This is a genomic window from Hymenobacter sp. M1-2, from assembly GCF_057808495.1.
In genome coordinates this window covers 50,411-63,572 of record NZ_JBTYZO010000006.1, presented here as the reverse complement: position 1 = coordinate 63,572, position 13,162 = coordinate 50,411, and the positions used below count along the sequence as shown (strand labels likewise).

At 59.0% G+C, this 13,162-nt stretch carries 8 protein-coding genes; 4 read left to right on the top strand and 4 right to left on the bottom strand.

From position 1 onward, the window contains the following. Positions 1-233 precede the first annotated feature (233 nt). Positions 234-1,472, top strand: coding sequence for an ABC transporter permease (locus ACYSMN_RS07525; protein WP_488923243.1), 1,239 nt, complete (start codon positions 234-236; stop codon positions 1,470-1,472). A gap of 992 nt (positions 1,473-2,464) precedes the next feature. On the opposite strand, the gene ACYSMN_RS07520 is transcribed toward ACYSMN_RS07525, so the two are convergent. Then, entirely contained in the window at positions 2,465-5,458 is a 2,994-nt protein-coding gene (locus ACYSMN_RS07520) for a glycosyltransferase family 117 protein (RefSeq protein WP_488923242.1), read from the bottom strand. Between the two features lie 181 nt (positions 5,459-5,639). Here ACYSMN_RS07520 and ACYSMN_RS07515 point away from each other — a divergent pair, with 181 nt between their 5' ends. The 3 genes from ACYSMN_RS07515 (at position 5,640) to ACYSMN_RS07505 (ending at position 8,841) form a co-directional block, all read left to right on the top strand. After that, complete coding sequence (locus ACYSMN_RS07515) at positions 5,640-7,022, top strand: sensor histidine kinase (RefSeq protein WP_488923241.1); 1,383 nt, start codon at positions 5,640-5,642, stop codon at positions 7,020-7,022. Between the two features lie 114 nt (positions 7,023-7,136). After that, the gene (locus ACYSMN_RS07510) at positions 7,137-7,817 is read left to right on the top strand and encodes a response regulator transcription factor (protein ID WP_488923240.1); all 681 of its coding nucleotides are present in this window, start codon (positions 7,137-7,139) and stop codon (positions 7,815-7,817) included. Positions 7,818-8,202: 385 nt separating this feature from the next. Continuing rightward, a complete protein-coding gene (locus tag ACYSMN_RS07505) occupies positions 8,203-8,841 on the top strand; it encodes a hypothetical protein (RefSeq protein WP_488923239.1) in 639 nt (212 codons plus the stop codon). 609 nt (positions 8,842-9,450) lie between these two features. Here the strand turns inward: ACYSMN_RS07505 and mtaB are convergent. From mtaB to ACYSMN_RS07490, 3 genes are all read right to left on the bottom strand, one after another. Next, positions 9,451-10,806: a tRNA (N(6)-L-threonylcarbamoyladenosine(37)-C(2))-methylthiotransferase MtaB gene (mtaB, locus tag ACYSMN_RS07500; protein ID WP_488923238.1), complete on the bottom strand. Its 1,356-nt coding sequence runs from the start codon at positions 10,804-10,806 to the stop codon at positions 9,451-9,453. 614 nt (positions 10,807-11,420) lie between these two features. Further along, positions 11,421-12,158: a hypothetical protein gene (locus ACYSMN_RS07495; RefSeq protein ID WP_488923237.1), complete on the bottom strand. Its 738-nt coding sequence runs from the start codon at positions 12,156-12,158 to the stop codon at positions 11,421-11,423. Between the two features lie 624 nt (positions 12,159-12,782). Continuing rightward, positions 12,783-13,160, bottom strand: a complete 378-nt coding sequence (locus tag ACYSMN_RS07490; protein ID WP_488923236.1) for a hypothetical protein — start codon at positions 13,158-13,160, stop codon at positions 12,783-12,785. Between the last annotated feature and the right edge of the window lie 2 nt (positions 13,161-13,162).

The window sequence follows — 13,162 nt, the reverse complement described above, 5'->3', positions numbered from 1 at the left end:
TTTTTTTTTTTGTTGGGGTGGGGAGTTTTGGACTTCTTGTCTTGCTTTTTCCCTTCCACACCCCCCCCCCCCCCCCCCCCCCAACACTGCGTGAAACGATGTCTGACAGTCAGGAACGGCACCTGTTTGCCTTGCAGCCCACCACTTAAAACGCGCCCGGATTCTGCCCCAAACGCGCTACCTTGCACTACCGGCCGTAACCTGCCCCGACTACGCTCCCTCGCCCCACCGTTATGCACTTGGTAGAAAACATCAAGGAAGCTTTCCGTTCCATTCAGAGCAACCTGCTGCGCACCATTCTCACGGCGCTCATCGTCAGCATCGGCATCATGGCCCTGGTTGGTATTCTCACGGCCATCGACGCCATGAAGTACTCGCTCAACCAGACCTTCGCCAGCCTCGGGGCCAATTCCTTCGAGATGAAGGCCAAAGGCTACACCAACCGATTCCGGCGCGGCGGGGTGCAGGGTCGCGTGTACCCGCCCATTAGTCTGTTGCAGGCCAAGAAATACAAGGAAGCCCTCGGCGACGAAGCCCAGGTCGGCATCTCGGCGTTTATCTCGGGCGCCACCGAAGTGAAGGGCAACGGCCAGAAAACCAACCCCAACATTCAGGTGGTGGCCGGCGACGAAAACTACCTCCAGATTCAGAGCTACAACCTCGGCACGGGCCGCGTCTTTTCGCCCCTGGAGCTGGATAACGGTACCAACGTGGCCGTCATCGGCGCCGAAGTCAAGGACAAGCTTTACCCCTCGGAAAGTGCCGTGGGCCAGTACGTGTACCTGCTGGGCCGGCGCTTTCTGATCGTGGGCGTGCTGGAAAAAAGCGGCAGCACCGGCCAGGGCGGCGGCGCCGACCGCCTCGTGCTCATCCCGCTGGAAACCGGCAACCAACTGCCCCGGCAGCGCGCCCTCACCTTCGACGTGAAAACGGCTACCACCAACCCCAACGAGCTCAACTACCTCACCGGCCAAGCCACCGGCGTCATGCGCGCTGTGCGCCACGACCCGTTGGGCCAGGAAGACAGCTTCGAAGTGGAGCGCTCCGACTCCATGGCCGCCAAGCTCGATGAGTTGTCGGGCGGCCTGAAAATGGGTGGGTTTCTGGTAGGTTTCATCACGCTGCTCGGCGCCAGCATCGCGCTCATGAACATCATGATGGTGTCCGTGACGGAGCGCACCCGCGAAATCGGGATTCGGAAGGCGCTGGGGGCTACCTCGCTCCAGATCCGGCAGCAGTTTCTCATCGAGGCCATCGTGATTTGCGTGCTCGGCGGGCTGCTCGGCATTCTGCTGGGCGTCGGCGGCGGCAACCTGCTCACGCTCTTTATGGAGCAAGGCGCCTTCATCGTGCCTTGGCTCTGGATGTCGATGGGCCTCATCATCTGCATCACCGTGGGCCTGGCTTCCGGGTACTACCCCGCCAGCAAAGCCGCCGCTCTGGACCCCATCGAGAGCCTGCGCTACGAGTAGCCTCACCCCCGGCCCTCTCCTAAGGGAGAGGGTGAGCCAGACGACATTGTAGCGCGGAAATCCGTTCCGTGACGAGCCAGAGGCGAGTTCCTACGCGGCTGGGCAGTAGCGCGAAGCTCCGGCTTCGCGCATCGTTGCTGATGGCTGCGCCGTAACAACGGCCTCGTGCAACGATGCGCGAAGCCGGAGCTTCGCGCTACACTCGTGCACAAGCCGCAGGCGTATTCCTACGCTACGCGGTAGCGCCAGTGAATGGAGCACTAGAAAGAACGTTATGCAACGCGGAGCATCTCGTGTGCCGATGCTAGAGTGGTAAGGTCAGGCAGGCGGTATCTTAATCGTAAACCACCATCAGCATACTAGCAGGTTAGTCGTTGTTCAAGGCGTAGAATGCTTGCGTGAGAATTGTACTATACTCATTGAGCTGCTTGAAAAGGCAGTTTTTGAAGCGCATGGGGCCTTCGAGGTGCTGTATAGGCTCTTTTAAGTACCGTTAGCAGCTTCTGAAGAACAGTTAGATGCCTTTTCGAAGCGGTGAGTAGGATTTTGAAAGGTGGTACTAGGATTTTGAATTGTTGTTACGGCTTCTGAAAGACCGTGAGATGCCTTTGCGAGACCGTGAGTTGGCTTTGCATGATCGTGAGATGCCTTTGCAGAACTGCAAGTAGGATTTGTTCTGGGCGAAGATGCCTTTGCAGAGTCGTTAGTTTCTTTTGCGAAGTGGTGTGCAGTAGTTGCGGGGCGGTAAGTAGCCCGGACATAGTTGGCAAGTAGCGTAGATAGCTCCACACCAAGACGGATGATATTGCCCGCCACCATATACCGCTGCACACACGCAGCCCGAGGATACCAACCAACTCAGCGCACAGTGCAGCGCTGCGTAGCCCCAGGCTTCAGCCCGGGGGAAACGGGTATAATATCCCCAGGCTGAAGCCCAGGCTACAGAGCGAGCCGCCCGCCGGCCCGAGAACTGCGCCAATAGAAATGCCGCTTCACTGCCCCAGATAAGGCCGCAGCAGCTCATAGGCCCGCATGGCGCGCCGCGTATCCCCGACTTGCTGCGCCGCCAGGTAAAGCTGCTGGGCCGTGCCGAGTTGCTGGCTCAGTTCTCGGTCGAACAAGGTGTTGGGGGTCTTGCCGTAGTAGAGTAGGGCGCGCTGGGTCCGGTCCAGCAAAGTGTCCAGGAGCTGCGTGGCGCGCTGTTGCTCCCCGCCGGCTACCAGCGCTGGCACCAGCTGGGCCGTGTACAAGTCGTAGGGAATGGCTTTATCGGGCACCACGGCCAGGCATTTGTCGGCTATTTCCTTGGCCTTGACGGAGTCGCCAGCGGCGAGGTAGGCCGACGCCAGCCGGGCAAACTTCTGGCGGTAGTTGGCCGGGAACATCAGGCTGGTTTCGTCGTGGAAGAGGGTGCCGTTGTCCAGGCCCCGGTAGTGAAACTGCTCCATCATCTTTTGGTAGTGGGTGTTTTTGGCCACGTAGCCGGTTTCCCCGCGCGGGTCATAGTCCGGGTCCTTGAGCGGCAGCACCCGCCAGGCCAAGCCTTCAAGCTGGAAATAAGGCTCCAGGCCCAGATGATCTTCCGGCAGCGCCACGCTGGTAGCAATGTAGATCGGGCGCTTCCACTGGTTGTTGGCCAGAATATCAAGCAGCACCAGGGCCTTCTTCTCAATGGCTCCCTTGCCCACGTTGAATTCCATCTTGGAAACGAGGTGGTGCTGCCGCTCCGCCGGAATAATGCCCAGCCGCTTCACCGCCGCCGTATCCACGGGCAGGTAAAACTTTGGCGACGGGAAGGAAAGCAGCGTGCCCGTTCCGTCGCCGTAGCTGACCTTCAGCAAGTCGCTGTCCTGGTTCACTAACTTGATGAAGTCGTTGAGGTTGACTTCCGACACGCCGGGGTTCTCTACGTAGGGCAGGTAATCGTTGGTGCCCTGGATGTAGCGGTCATCAGTTAGGGTGATAGGCAGCGGCTGCGACTTGTAGGAACGGTCTTTCATCTGCCGCACGTACCAGTCGGTATTCAGGTAGCTGAGCACGGCCACCCGCACGTCGGTACGTACGCCTTCCACTTCCTGCGCGTACCAGAGCGGAAACGTGTCGTTGTCGCCGTTTGTGAACAGAATGGCGTTGGGCGCGCAGGAGTTGAGCAGGTTTTTGGCGAAATCAATGGACGTGGAGCGCCCCGACCGGTCGTGGTCGTCCCAGCCCTGGGCTACCAGTATGCCCGGCACCACCAAGCCCAGCAGCGTAGCCAGGCCGGCCCGCCCGACATCCGCCCGCAGTACTTTCCGCAGCACTTCCGCCAGGGCCAGCACGCCCAGGCCTATCCAGATGGCGAAGGCGTAGGTGGCCCCGGTGAAGGTGTAGTCCCGCTCGCGCGGCTCTATGGGCGGCTGATTGAGGTACACTACAATGGCCACACCCGTGAACAGAAACAGCAGGGCCACTACCAGCGCGTTCTTCGGGTCGCGGCGGGTTTGGTAGACCAGGCCCAGTAAGCCGAGTAGTAGGGGCAGGGCCAGGAAGTTGTTGCGGGCTTTGCTGTCGGTGAAACGCTCGGGCACGCCGACGGTATCGGTGTTCCAGGGCCAAAGCACGCCCGCCTGCTGCACGTCGCTCTGCCGGCCTACGTAGTTCCACAGGAAGTAGCGCCAGAACATGTGCCCGATCTGGTAGCGCAGCAGAAACGTGAGATTCTGCCCCATCGTGGGTTTCACGCCCTCCTGGATATCCACCCACTGCTGATAGGCGGGCACCCGCTGGGCGGCGGTGCCGTCGGCGTAAATGCGGGGCAGGAGCATCTTGTCTTCCTCCTCATACACGAGTTCCTGCAGCCGCTCGGCCACCACGTACTGCTTGCCCTGGCGCACGTAGCGCGGGCCCGCGTCTACTTGTGCGGTAGGCCGCGCAAACACGTGCGGCCCGTAAAGCAAGGGCCGGGAGCCGTACTGCTCGCGTTTGAGGTAGCGCACGAAACTCAGCACCTCACTAGGCGCATTCTGGTTGATGGTGGGCCGGTACGAGCTGCGAATCGGCACGATGAGGTAAGACGAGTAGCCAATCAGAATGAACGTGAAGCAAAGCAGGCCCGTGTTGAGCAGCCGCGAGCCCCGCCGGTACGACTGCCGAAACCCGGCGTACAGCAAGCCCAGCACCAGTCCCACAAAAAAGACGACCCCGGAGTTGAAGGGCAGCCCGAACGTATTGACCAGCAATACCTCGAAGTGGCCCGCCAGCGAAGGCAACCCCGGAATAACGCCCACCAGAATAGTGCCTACCAGCCCGCTGCTCACCAGCAACGCCACTACCACGCCCCAGCGCGTAGGCGTGGCCTGTCGCCGGAAATAGTACAGCAGGCCCAGCGCCGGAATAGCCACCAGATTCAGCAGATGCACCCCAATGCTCAGCCCGATGACGTAGGCCAGCAGCACCAGCCATTTGTCGCTGTCGGCCTCGTCGGCGCGGTTTTCCCACTTTAGCATCAGCCACACCACGGTGGCCGTGCACAGGGCCGAGAGAGCGTACACTTCGGCTTCTTCGGCATTAAACCAGAACGAATCGGAGAAAGCAAACGCCAGGGCGCCCACCACTCCGGCACCCAGGATGAGCAGCGTTTGCCCACGGGTAGGAAGGTCGGGTTGGGCGGAGCCGCCAGCGTCGCGCAGCACCAGCTTGCGGGCGAGCAGGGTGATGCTCCAAAACAGAAACAGGACCGCGAAAGCACTGCTCAGCGCCGACAGTGCATTGATGAGCGGGGCCACTTTGCTCGCGTCGCCGAAGCTGAGCAGCGAGAACAGCCGGCCGAGCAGCAGGAACAGCGGAGCGCCGGGCGGGTGCGGCACGAGCAGCTTGTAGGCACAGGCAATGAACTCGCCACAGTCCCAGAACGAGGCCGTGGGTTCCAGCGTGAGCAGATACACCCCGGCGACGAGGGCAAACACCACCCAGCCCACTACATCATTAAAACGGTGAAAAGAACGCATAGAAAATGGCGGAAACGATACCATGCCAGCGCCGCTACTTTGGGGCGCTGCCACGTCGGCAAAGGACCACCATCGGGGTGTAAACGATTGTTATTTTGTGTTAATGATTGTTAACGGCTTGGTTGACCGCGGCAAGCCCCCGTACCTTCGACGGACTACCGCTTAGTAGCCCTCGCACCCCATGAAAAGCCGCCTTCGTATCATCTTCTGGCTGATGAGCCTGTGCATGCTAGGCATCAACGGCTTCCAGGCGTACTGGCTCTACACCACCTACCAGCTCACCGAAACCCAGTTCGCCCGCACCGCCCACGAGGCGCTGCTGGCCGTGTTGCAGCAACAGCAAACCGCCCAGCTGCAAGCCCTGCTCCAACCCACCAAGCCCGGACAGGCCTACGGGCACGTGGCTCTGCCCATGCAGCAGTTTGATGAAGAAGGCCGCACCGAGCTACGGCAGCTGCTGCGCGCAGGAAGCCGCTACCCCGCCAACAGCCGCGCCGCCCGCCGCCAGGAAGACAGTGTAGCGCAGGCCTGGGCCGACTTTCTTCTGCGCAACGCGAGTGCGCCGCCTACGCTCAACCTAGCGCACCTGGCCACGGCCTACCAAGCCGAGCTGCGGCAGCGCGGCGTCGAGGCCGCCTTCCTCTTCGATACCGTCGCCACGGCCGCCGGCCAGCGCCAGCCGTCGGTACTGCCAGCGGGTTATTCCGTACACACGCCGCCGGTGGCCCTGCCGGCCTTACCCAAGGTGGCGGTTCGGGCCTCATTCCGGCCGCCCTTGCCCTACGCGCTGCGCCAAATGGGCGGGTTGCTGGCCGGCTCCCTAGGCTTGCTGGTTCTGACGTCGGCCTGCTTCGGGTTGATGCTGTCCACGATTTTGCGGCAAAAGAAACTCTCCGAAATCCGGGAAGACTTCGTCAACAACATGACCCACGAGCTGAAGACGCCCCTGGCCACGGTGGCGGCGGCGGTGGAAGCCTTGCAGCACTTCGGGGCCTTGCAGAACCCGGAGAAAACGCAAACCTACCTCGCTATTTCGCAGCACGAGCTCCAACGCCTCTCGGGACTGGTCGACCACGTGTTGCACATGGCCGTGGCTGAGCGCCAGCCCCTGCGCCTCCAACCCGAAACCGTGCAACCCGCCGAACTCATTGCCGAACTCGTGCAGCAACACCAACTCACCACCGCCAAAGCCGTGCGTTTTGCCGTCGACGTAGCCCCCGCCGCCATTCACTGCGACCGGCTGCACCTGCGCAACGTCATCAGCAACCTGATCGACAACGCCATCAAATACTCCCGCGACCAGGTAACCATCACCATCCAGGGCCAGCCCGAAACCGTAGGCTGGCGCCTAACCGTAACCGACGACGGTATCGGAATTCCGAAAGGCTACCTGCCCGCCGTATTCGACCGTTTCTTCCGGGTGCCAACCGGCAACCTGCATCCCATCAAAGGCTTCGGGTTAGGTCTTTATTACGTCCGCCAAGTAATAGAGCGCCACGGCGGCCAGCTGCAAGTACAAAGCGAACCAGGCAGCGGCAGCGCCTTTTCCTTCTGGCTTCCGTGAATAGTAGTGAGACGTGCGTATTGAGTAGTTAGATTACCAAGGCGCCTATGGTCCTTGGATATTGGTCTTGTACTCACTACTAAATACCAACTACTGAATACTGAACTGCTACACATGCCCACTGTTCTGCTCATCGAAGATGAAGCGTCCCTGGCTTTAATCATCAAAGACAGCCTGGAAACGCGCGGCTTCACGGTGCGGCACGCCGCCGATGGCGAACAGGGCCTGCACCTATTCCGGCAGCAAACGCCCGATGTCGTAGTGGCCGACATCATGCTGCCCCGGCTCGATGGGTTCTCCTTCGGCGAGCAGCTGCGGCGCGAAAATCAGACCGTTCCGCTCATCTTCCTCACGGCCCGCTCCCAGCCCGCCGATGTGGTGCGTGGCTTCGAGCTAGGTGGCAACGACTACCTCAAAAAGCCCTTCAGCATGGACGAGCTGGTGGTGCGCATCCAAGCGCAGCTCAATCGCGCCATCGTGCCCGCCAAGTCGAATCCGCAGGAACCACTCAGAATAGGTCGCTACGTATTCGCCTACACCCAGCAGAAACTCCGCCTCGACGAAACCGAAATTCAGCTCACCAACCGCGAGGCGGAATTACTCAAACGCCTCTACGACCACCGCAACCAAGTCCTGGAGCGCTCCACCGTGCTGCTGGATCTGTGGGGCCAGGATCATTTCTTCAACGGCCGCAGCCTGGATGTATTCGTCACCCGCTTGCGCCGCTACCTGCGCGCCGACCCGCAGGTGCAAATTCTAAATGTGCGCAGTATCGGCTACAAGCTGATTTTCTGAAGTTAGCGGGGTAGGGGAAGGGCTGTTCATCGGTGTACTTCATTACGAAAGTCTACGGTTAGTACCCGCAACCAATAGCGCCGGCGCCAAGACGCGTGTTGGCATCTGGTAGTTGAACAAGGTTGCAGCAGGTCTTACCAACCGTAGCGGCAACGAGAAGATGATACGCGTCTCATCGACTGCCCGCGCCATTGGCTAAATAAGCCAGACAACTACTGAGACAAGCGTAGTATTCTCTGAGTTGAAAAGTCTTCTAGCAATTTGATTCTTTCAGTGGTGGTAACAGGAAAGCAGCAGCAAGTGCTGTGTTTGCTCATTTGTTGATATTGATATTTTACGGTGTACATTTGGCGTCTTAATTTCAGGGCTTAAAACATTTGAGTACATGACAAACGCACAGACAGTAGGGCAGAGATTCATGCAGTTGATTTCTCATTTGGGTATTTCTAAAAATGCCTTTGCTGCATCTTTAGATAAGACGGCTACTGTAATACAACATTTAGTTGATGAGCGTAATAAGCCCGGTTTTGACCTTTTATGTAAAGTTTTTGAAGTTTACCCAAATGTGTCAAAGGAGTGGTTGATGCAGGGCAAAGGCTCTATGCTGATGAATGAATCCAATGTCCCCGAAGCACCCCAAGTCGCTAAGCAGCCAATTGTCACGGAAGAAACTCCGAACATCAGTCTGCAACCAGCCGCTCGACTTCGCAACGAAACTCATACTGCCCCGGCAGAAAATCTAGCCTCAGCCTCAGAACCTGCTCCAGTAGCTACCTCACCTACAACTACGGGACCAGCAGCTACCGCGCCCGTTAATCAATTTGCGTCAGTTGCGGTGCCCGTTGAAGCTCCGGCTGCGCCTCCTGCTCCCGTATCTGTCACGCCGGATACCAGCTGGCAAACGGCGCTGTACACGCAGCAGATGGCGCACCAATTGGCCATGGCCGAGCTGCGCAACCAGCACTTGCAGGAACAGCAGCGCCTCATGCAACAAATGCTGGACCTGATGCAGCGGAAGCTGTAGCACTTAGAAGCTGTTCGACTTATTAAAGAAATCCTGCTTGCTCAATCAAGAGCCGTTTCGGGCGGCGTGTCCACCGAGGCGGAATACGCCGCCTCGGTGGACACGCCGGATACTACCGTCAAAACGGCTCTAGAGACAGGTAGACGGATGGTAGTGGGGCGACGGACTGAAGTCCGTGCCACAACACAACGACCAGACACGTGCTTGTGGCACGGACTTCAGTCCGTCGCCCCACGACGTAGAGCGGGCTGACGTAGCTAAAAACCGTCCTGCTTGACGTGCAATGAAACCCACTTAGCTAACGCAAACGGCTTCTTAGCTTTTCCAAACAACCAAGCCCCGGAGGGGCGGCATATCGGTAGCATCACCGCAGCCAGGAAAAAGGTAAAGCCCCATCGGGGCGACACTAATCGTTAGACGGTTTGTGTCGCCCCGATGGGGCTTTTAATCAACTGTACAGTTCTTTCTACCGACATGCCGCCCCTCCGGGGCTTGGCTATATAGGTCGCAACGGGGCTAGCGGGGCTACATTAAGGCAGCTGCATAAGAGCATGTACAGCCTCGAAAACAAGTTGCCTTAGCTTATATGATCAAGCTAAGCTCTGAATTCTAAGCTCTCAATTCATAATGCTGCAACACTGCAATGCCTAGCTCTTCGGCTTCCATCAGGTTCTGCGGGTTCACCGCTACCAGGCGCAGGCGCTTCAATTCGCCTACCAGCAGCGGGTCGTACTTGGCCGTGACGCGGATGTAGTTGGGCGTGAAGCCTTCCATTTGCCCGTTTGTCACGTCATCCTCGAATAACACGGCGGTTTCCTGGCCCACGTGCTGCTCGTAGAAAAAGCGCTTCTTCTTTTCGGAGAGGCCGCGGAGCTGGGTGGTCCGGTCGTGGCGGTGACGGTCCTGCACCCGGCTGGGCAGCGTGGGCGCCAGCGTGTTTTCGCGCTCCGAGTACGGGAACACGTGCAGGTAGCTCACGTCCAGCTCGTTGAGGAACTGGTAGGTGGTGAGAAATTCCTCCTCCGTCTCGCCGGGGAAACCCACAATCACATCGACGCCGATGCAGGCGTGCGGCATCACCTCCTTGATAAGCGCCACCCGCTCCTGGTATAGCTCACGGCGGTAGCGGCGGCGCATGAGGCCCAGAATCTTGTTGGAACCCGATTGTAGCGGCATGTGGAAGTGCGGCATAAACCGCTTCGACTGCGCCACGAAGCGGATAATCTCGTCGGAAAGCAAGTTGGGCTCGCAGCTGCTGATGCGGAACCGTTCGATGCCTTCTACTTCGTCGAGGGCGCGTACTAGGTCGTAGAACGTTTCTTTGCGCTCCCGCTCGGGACCTTGCAGCCCGAAGTCGCCGAGGTTGACGCCCGTGAGTACGATTTCCTGGACGCCAGTTTCGGCCAGCTGCTGCACCCGCTCCACCACGCTTTGCACGGAATCGGAGCGGCTGTTGCCGCGGGCCAGCGGAATGGTGCAGAACGAGCAGGAATAGTCGCAGCCGTCCTGCACCTTGAGGAAAGTGCGGGTCCGGTCGCCGTAGGAGTGGGCGGTGTGAAACTCGGTGGCTTCGGAAATCGGCGAGGCAAAGACCTGGCCCGGCTGTCCGGCTTCCGGCTTCTGGAAGCCCGCCAGCGTTTCTACTAGCTGGAATTTCTCGGCGGCACCCAGCACGGCGTGCACACCCGGAATTTCGGCTATTTCCTGGGGTTTGAGCTGGGCATAACAACCCACGATGGCCACGAAAGCCTCCGGGTTATGCTTCAACGCCTCCTTCACCACCTTGCGGCACTTGCGGTCGGCATGGTCCGTGACCGAGCACGTGTTGATGACGTAGATGTCGGCCGCGTCTTCGAAGGTGGTTTTCACGAAGCCGTGCTCCTCAAACTGCCGCCCAATGGCGGAAGTCTCGGAGAAGTTGAGCTTGCAGCCCAGCGTATAAAAGGCAACTTTTCTCGTTTCCATAAGCAAGGCGGCAAAGATACGGCGAAGCCAGGGCTTGCTCACTATGCCGCAGACTATGAATGCGCTGCCCGGCGCACGTCCCGTACGTAGCGCGGAAATTCGTTCCGCGCACGGGCGAAGCGAGTAGCCGGAACCCCGCCAAATGGTGCGGTGCCGGGGCCGGCCGAAAGTTTGGTTAAAACTTAATCGGGCGAAATACGAGGGCCGCTTCCCATTCAAAACCCACAAATTCGGCCAAGTTGAAGCGGAGCGCCTCGCTCAGAAGCGGTTTGAGTTATACTCGTTACGAAATGGTTTGCGAGAACGGGGGTAGAGACGCGACCCTTCGCGTCTCGGCGGCCGCGCCGGTTGGCCTCGTGTGGGCCTCGTGCGGGCCTCGTTCAACGCCGAGACACGAAGGGTCGCGTCTCTACCGCAGGCGGCTTTTCGCATTTCACTCCATGACGAGTATAACTTCGGAACGTCCTGCTCATCCTGGCATCCGCTGGTCGAAGCATCTCAGCGCAAGTTGGCCGTTTCTTGCCTTCTATAAGGTAGCTGATGAAGGAATCTTGCCCACCCGGAGGAGCAGGACCTTTCGGACCCATTAGCAAGCACTGACCTGGCAGTTGGCCTTACCGGTTTTTATTGGCTCGCTCCAGGCCATTTTGAATGTTGCTGCCCTGGTTCACCGTTTCTACCAGGGCGGGTCCACTGATGGTGAACTGCTTGCCGTCAGGACTGATTTTAACGCTGATGTCTTTGACCGCCGGGCTGGCTACGACCGTGAAATGTGCTTCCCCGCTCTTGGGCGACCAATAGGGCGAACGCTCCCCGATGCGGTCCAGTACCTCATACGGATAACCCATCATCAATTCGTAGCCTTTCACGGTGCAATTGGCCGGGGCTTCCACCGTCAGGGAAAATTTCTGGCTGAGGGTGTTGATTATCTCGTCCATCTGGGGGCGGTTGTCCTTTTCTTCTTCCTTGCTGTTCCCCTGAAGGGCCTCCAAGTCGCCCAGGCCTTCGCGCTTGGCGTAGGCGGTCACGAAACGGCACCAGTAGCGCATGGCCCCGAAACCGCTTTGATTACTCGTATTGGCCGGGTCGCTGAACTTGGCCCAGCAGGCCGGCGACATCTTAAACGTAAAGCACTTCTCGATAATCTGACTGTAGAGGTAAGACTGCTCGGTAAACACCCGTTCGACCAGCTCGGCCTTGCCCGCTTTGTCGGCGGCGCTTTCCGTGGCGGTTGAGACAACCGTAGCAGCCGCTTTAGGGGTCGCCTGGGCCGAGGTAGGCTTTTTGATGGCTTGGGCGTAGGTGTGGGTAAGGCAGGCGGAGAAAGCCAAGCTAAGTACGAATCTTTTCATGGGGAGGGAGGAGTTATGAGAGTGAGTGTGGCTTAAAAGTAATACAATGTGGGCCGGACAGTTGCCTGGGGTGGCCCAATTATGCTGGACAATTTAGGGGGTTAAGTTGAAGAAGCTGTTGATGAGTGGAATTGGGTGTCTGAAAGTCAATGCTGGAGTGCAAGCACTCGTGAGTGTAGCAGTCAAAATAGGCGGCGAGGCTGGCCTGCGCGTCGGTTAAGTCGGCAAAAACGGGTCGCTCGCGGCCTTCAAGCAGTACTTCCATTGTCAGGCGCTGCCAATACCTGCGCCATTGAGGTATCGACAACTACCGTCACCGAGAAGCGGCGGTAAACAAATTGCCCGATTGAGTTTCGCCGAGCCCAGTAGCGCGCAGCACCGGCTTCGCGTATCGTTGAACGATAATCGTTGTAGTGGCGCGAGAGTCAGCAACGATGCGCGAAGCGGGAGCTTCGCGCTACATGCACGCACAGGCAAAGCGAGCTATTTGCTCCGCTCGTGTGCAGCCCCGGAAGTGTCTGCTTGAATAAGTAAAGTGCGTGCTCGTAAGCGGTGAGCTTATGGTGGTGGGCAGTATAGGCTTTGTGGCTGGCCTTAGCGGCTCGTTGGACGGCAATACGTACTCTAACTGCCTGAAACGTGGGGTAGCGACAGGCGCTGCTTCACCAGTTCTATGAGCTTCGGGAGGTCGGCTTGATTGAGTTCCGTGGGCGTGAGGAAGGATTGCCAGTCGCCGCCGGAGTTGCGGATGAAAGCGGCGGGGAGGGGCTGCGAGGCTAGTTCCGGGTGCTGGGCGCGCAGCTCGTCGCGGTGCAGGAAGGTGGGCTGGATGGGTAGGGTTTGCAGAAACGCCTTCCACTCCGGCCGCATGGCAGTGGCGCCGTAGGTGAGGGCGCACAACGAGCACGCATACGTAGCCGGGGAGAGTGTTTTGTGGAGCGTATCGAGCAGGCCGTTCAGCAGCCCCGCGTTGGCGTTGTACACGAAAAGAAGTTCTGGCATGG

What these genes read in the sequence shown, in the direction of transcription:
- ACYSMN_RS07525 (WP_488923243.1), top strand. Translation starts at nt 234, where the DNA reads ATGCACTTGGTAGAAAACATCAAGGAAGCTTTCCGTTCCATTCAGAGC.
- ACYSMN_RS07520 (WP_488923242.1), bottom strand. Translation starts at nt 5,458, where the DNA reads ATGCGTTCTTTTCACCGTTTTAATGATGTAGTGGGCTGGGTGGTGTTT.
- ACYSMN_RS07515 (WP_488923241.1), top strand. Translation starts at nt 5,640, where the DNA reads ATGAAAAGCCGCCTTCGTATCATCTTCTGGCTGATGAGCCTGTGCATG.
- ACYSMN_RS07510 (WP_488923240.1), top strand. Translation starts at nt 7,137, where the DNA reads ATGCCCACTGTTCTGCTCATCGAAGATGAAGCGTCCCTGGCTTTAATC.
- ACYSMN_RS07505 (WP_488923239.1), top strand. Translation starts at nt 8,203, where the DNA reads ATGACAAACGCACAGACAGTAGGGCAGAGATTCATGCAGTTGATTTCT.
- mtaB (WP_488923238.1), bottom strand. Translation starts at nt 10,806, where the DNA reads ATGGAAACGAGAAAAGTTGCCTTTTATACGCTGGGCTGCAAGCTCAAC.
- ACYSMN_RS07495 (WP_488923237.1), bottom strand. Translation starts at nt 12,158, where the DNA reads ATGAAAAGATTCGTACTTAGCTTGGCTTTCTCCGCCTGCCTTACCCAC.
- ACYSMN_RS07490 (WP_488923236.1), bottom strand. Translation starts at nt 13,160, where the DNA reads ATGCCAGAACTTCTTTTCGTGTACAACGCCAACGCGGGGCTGCTGAAC.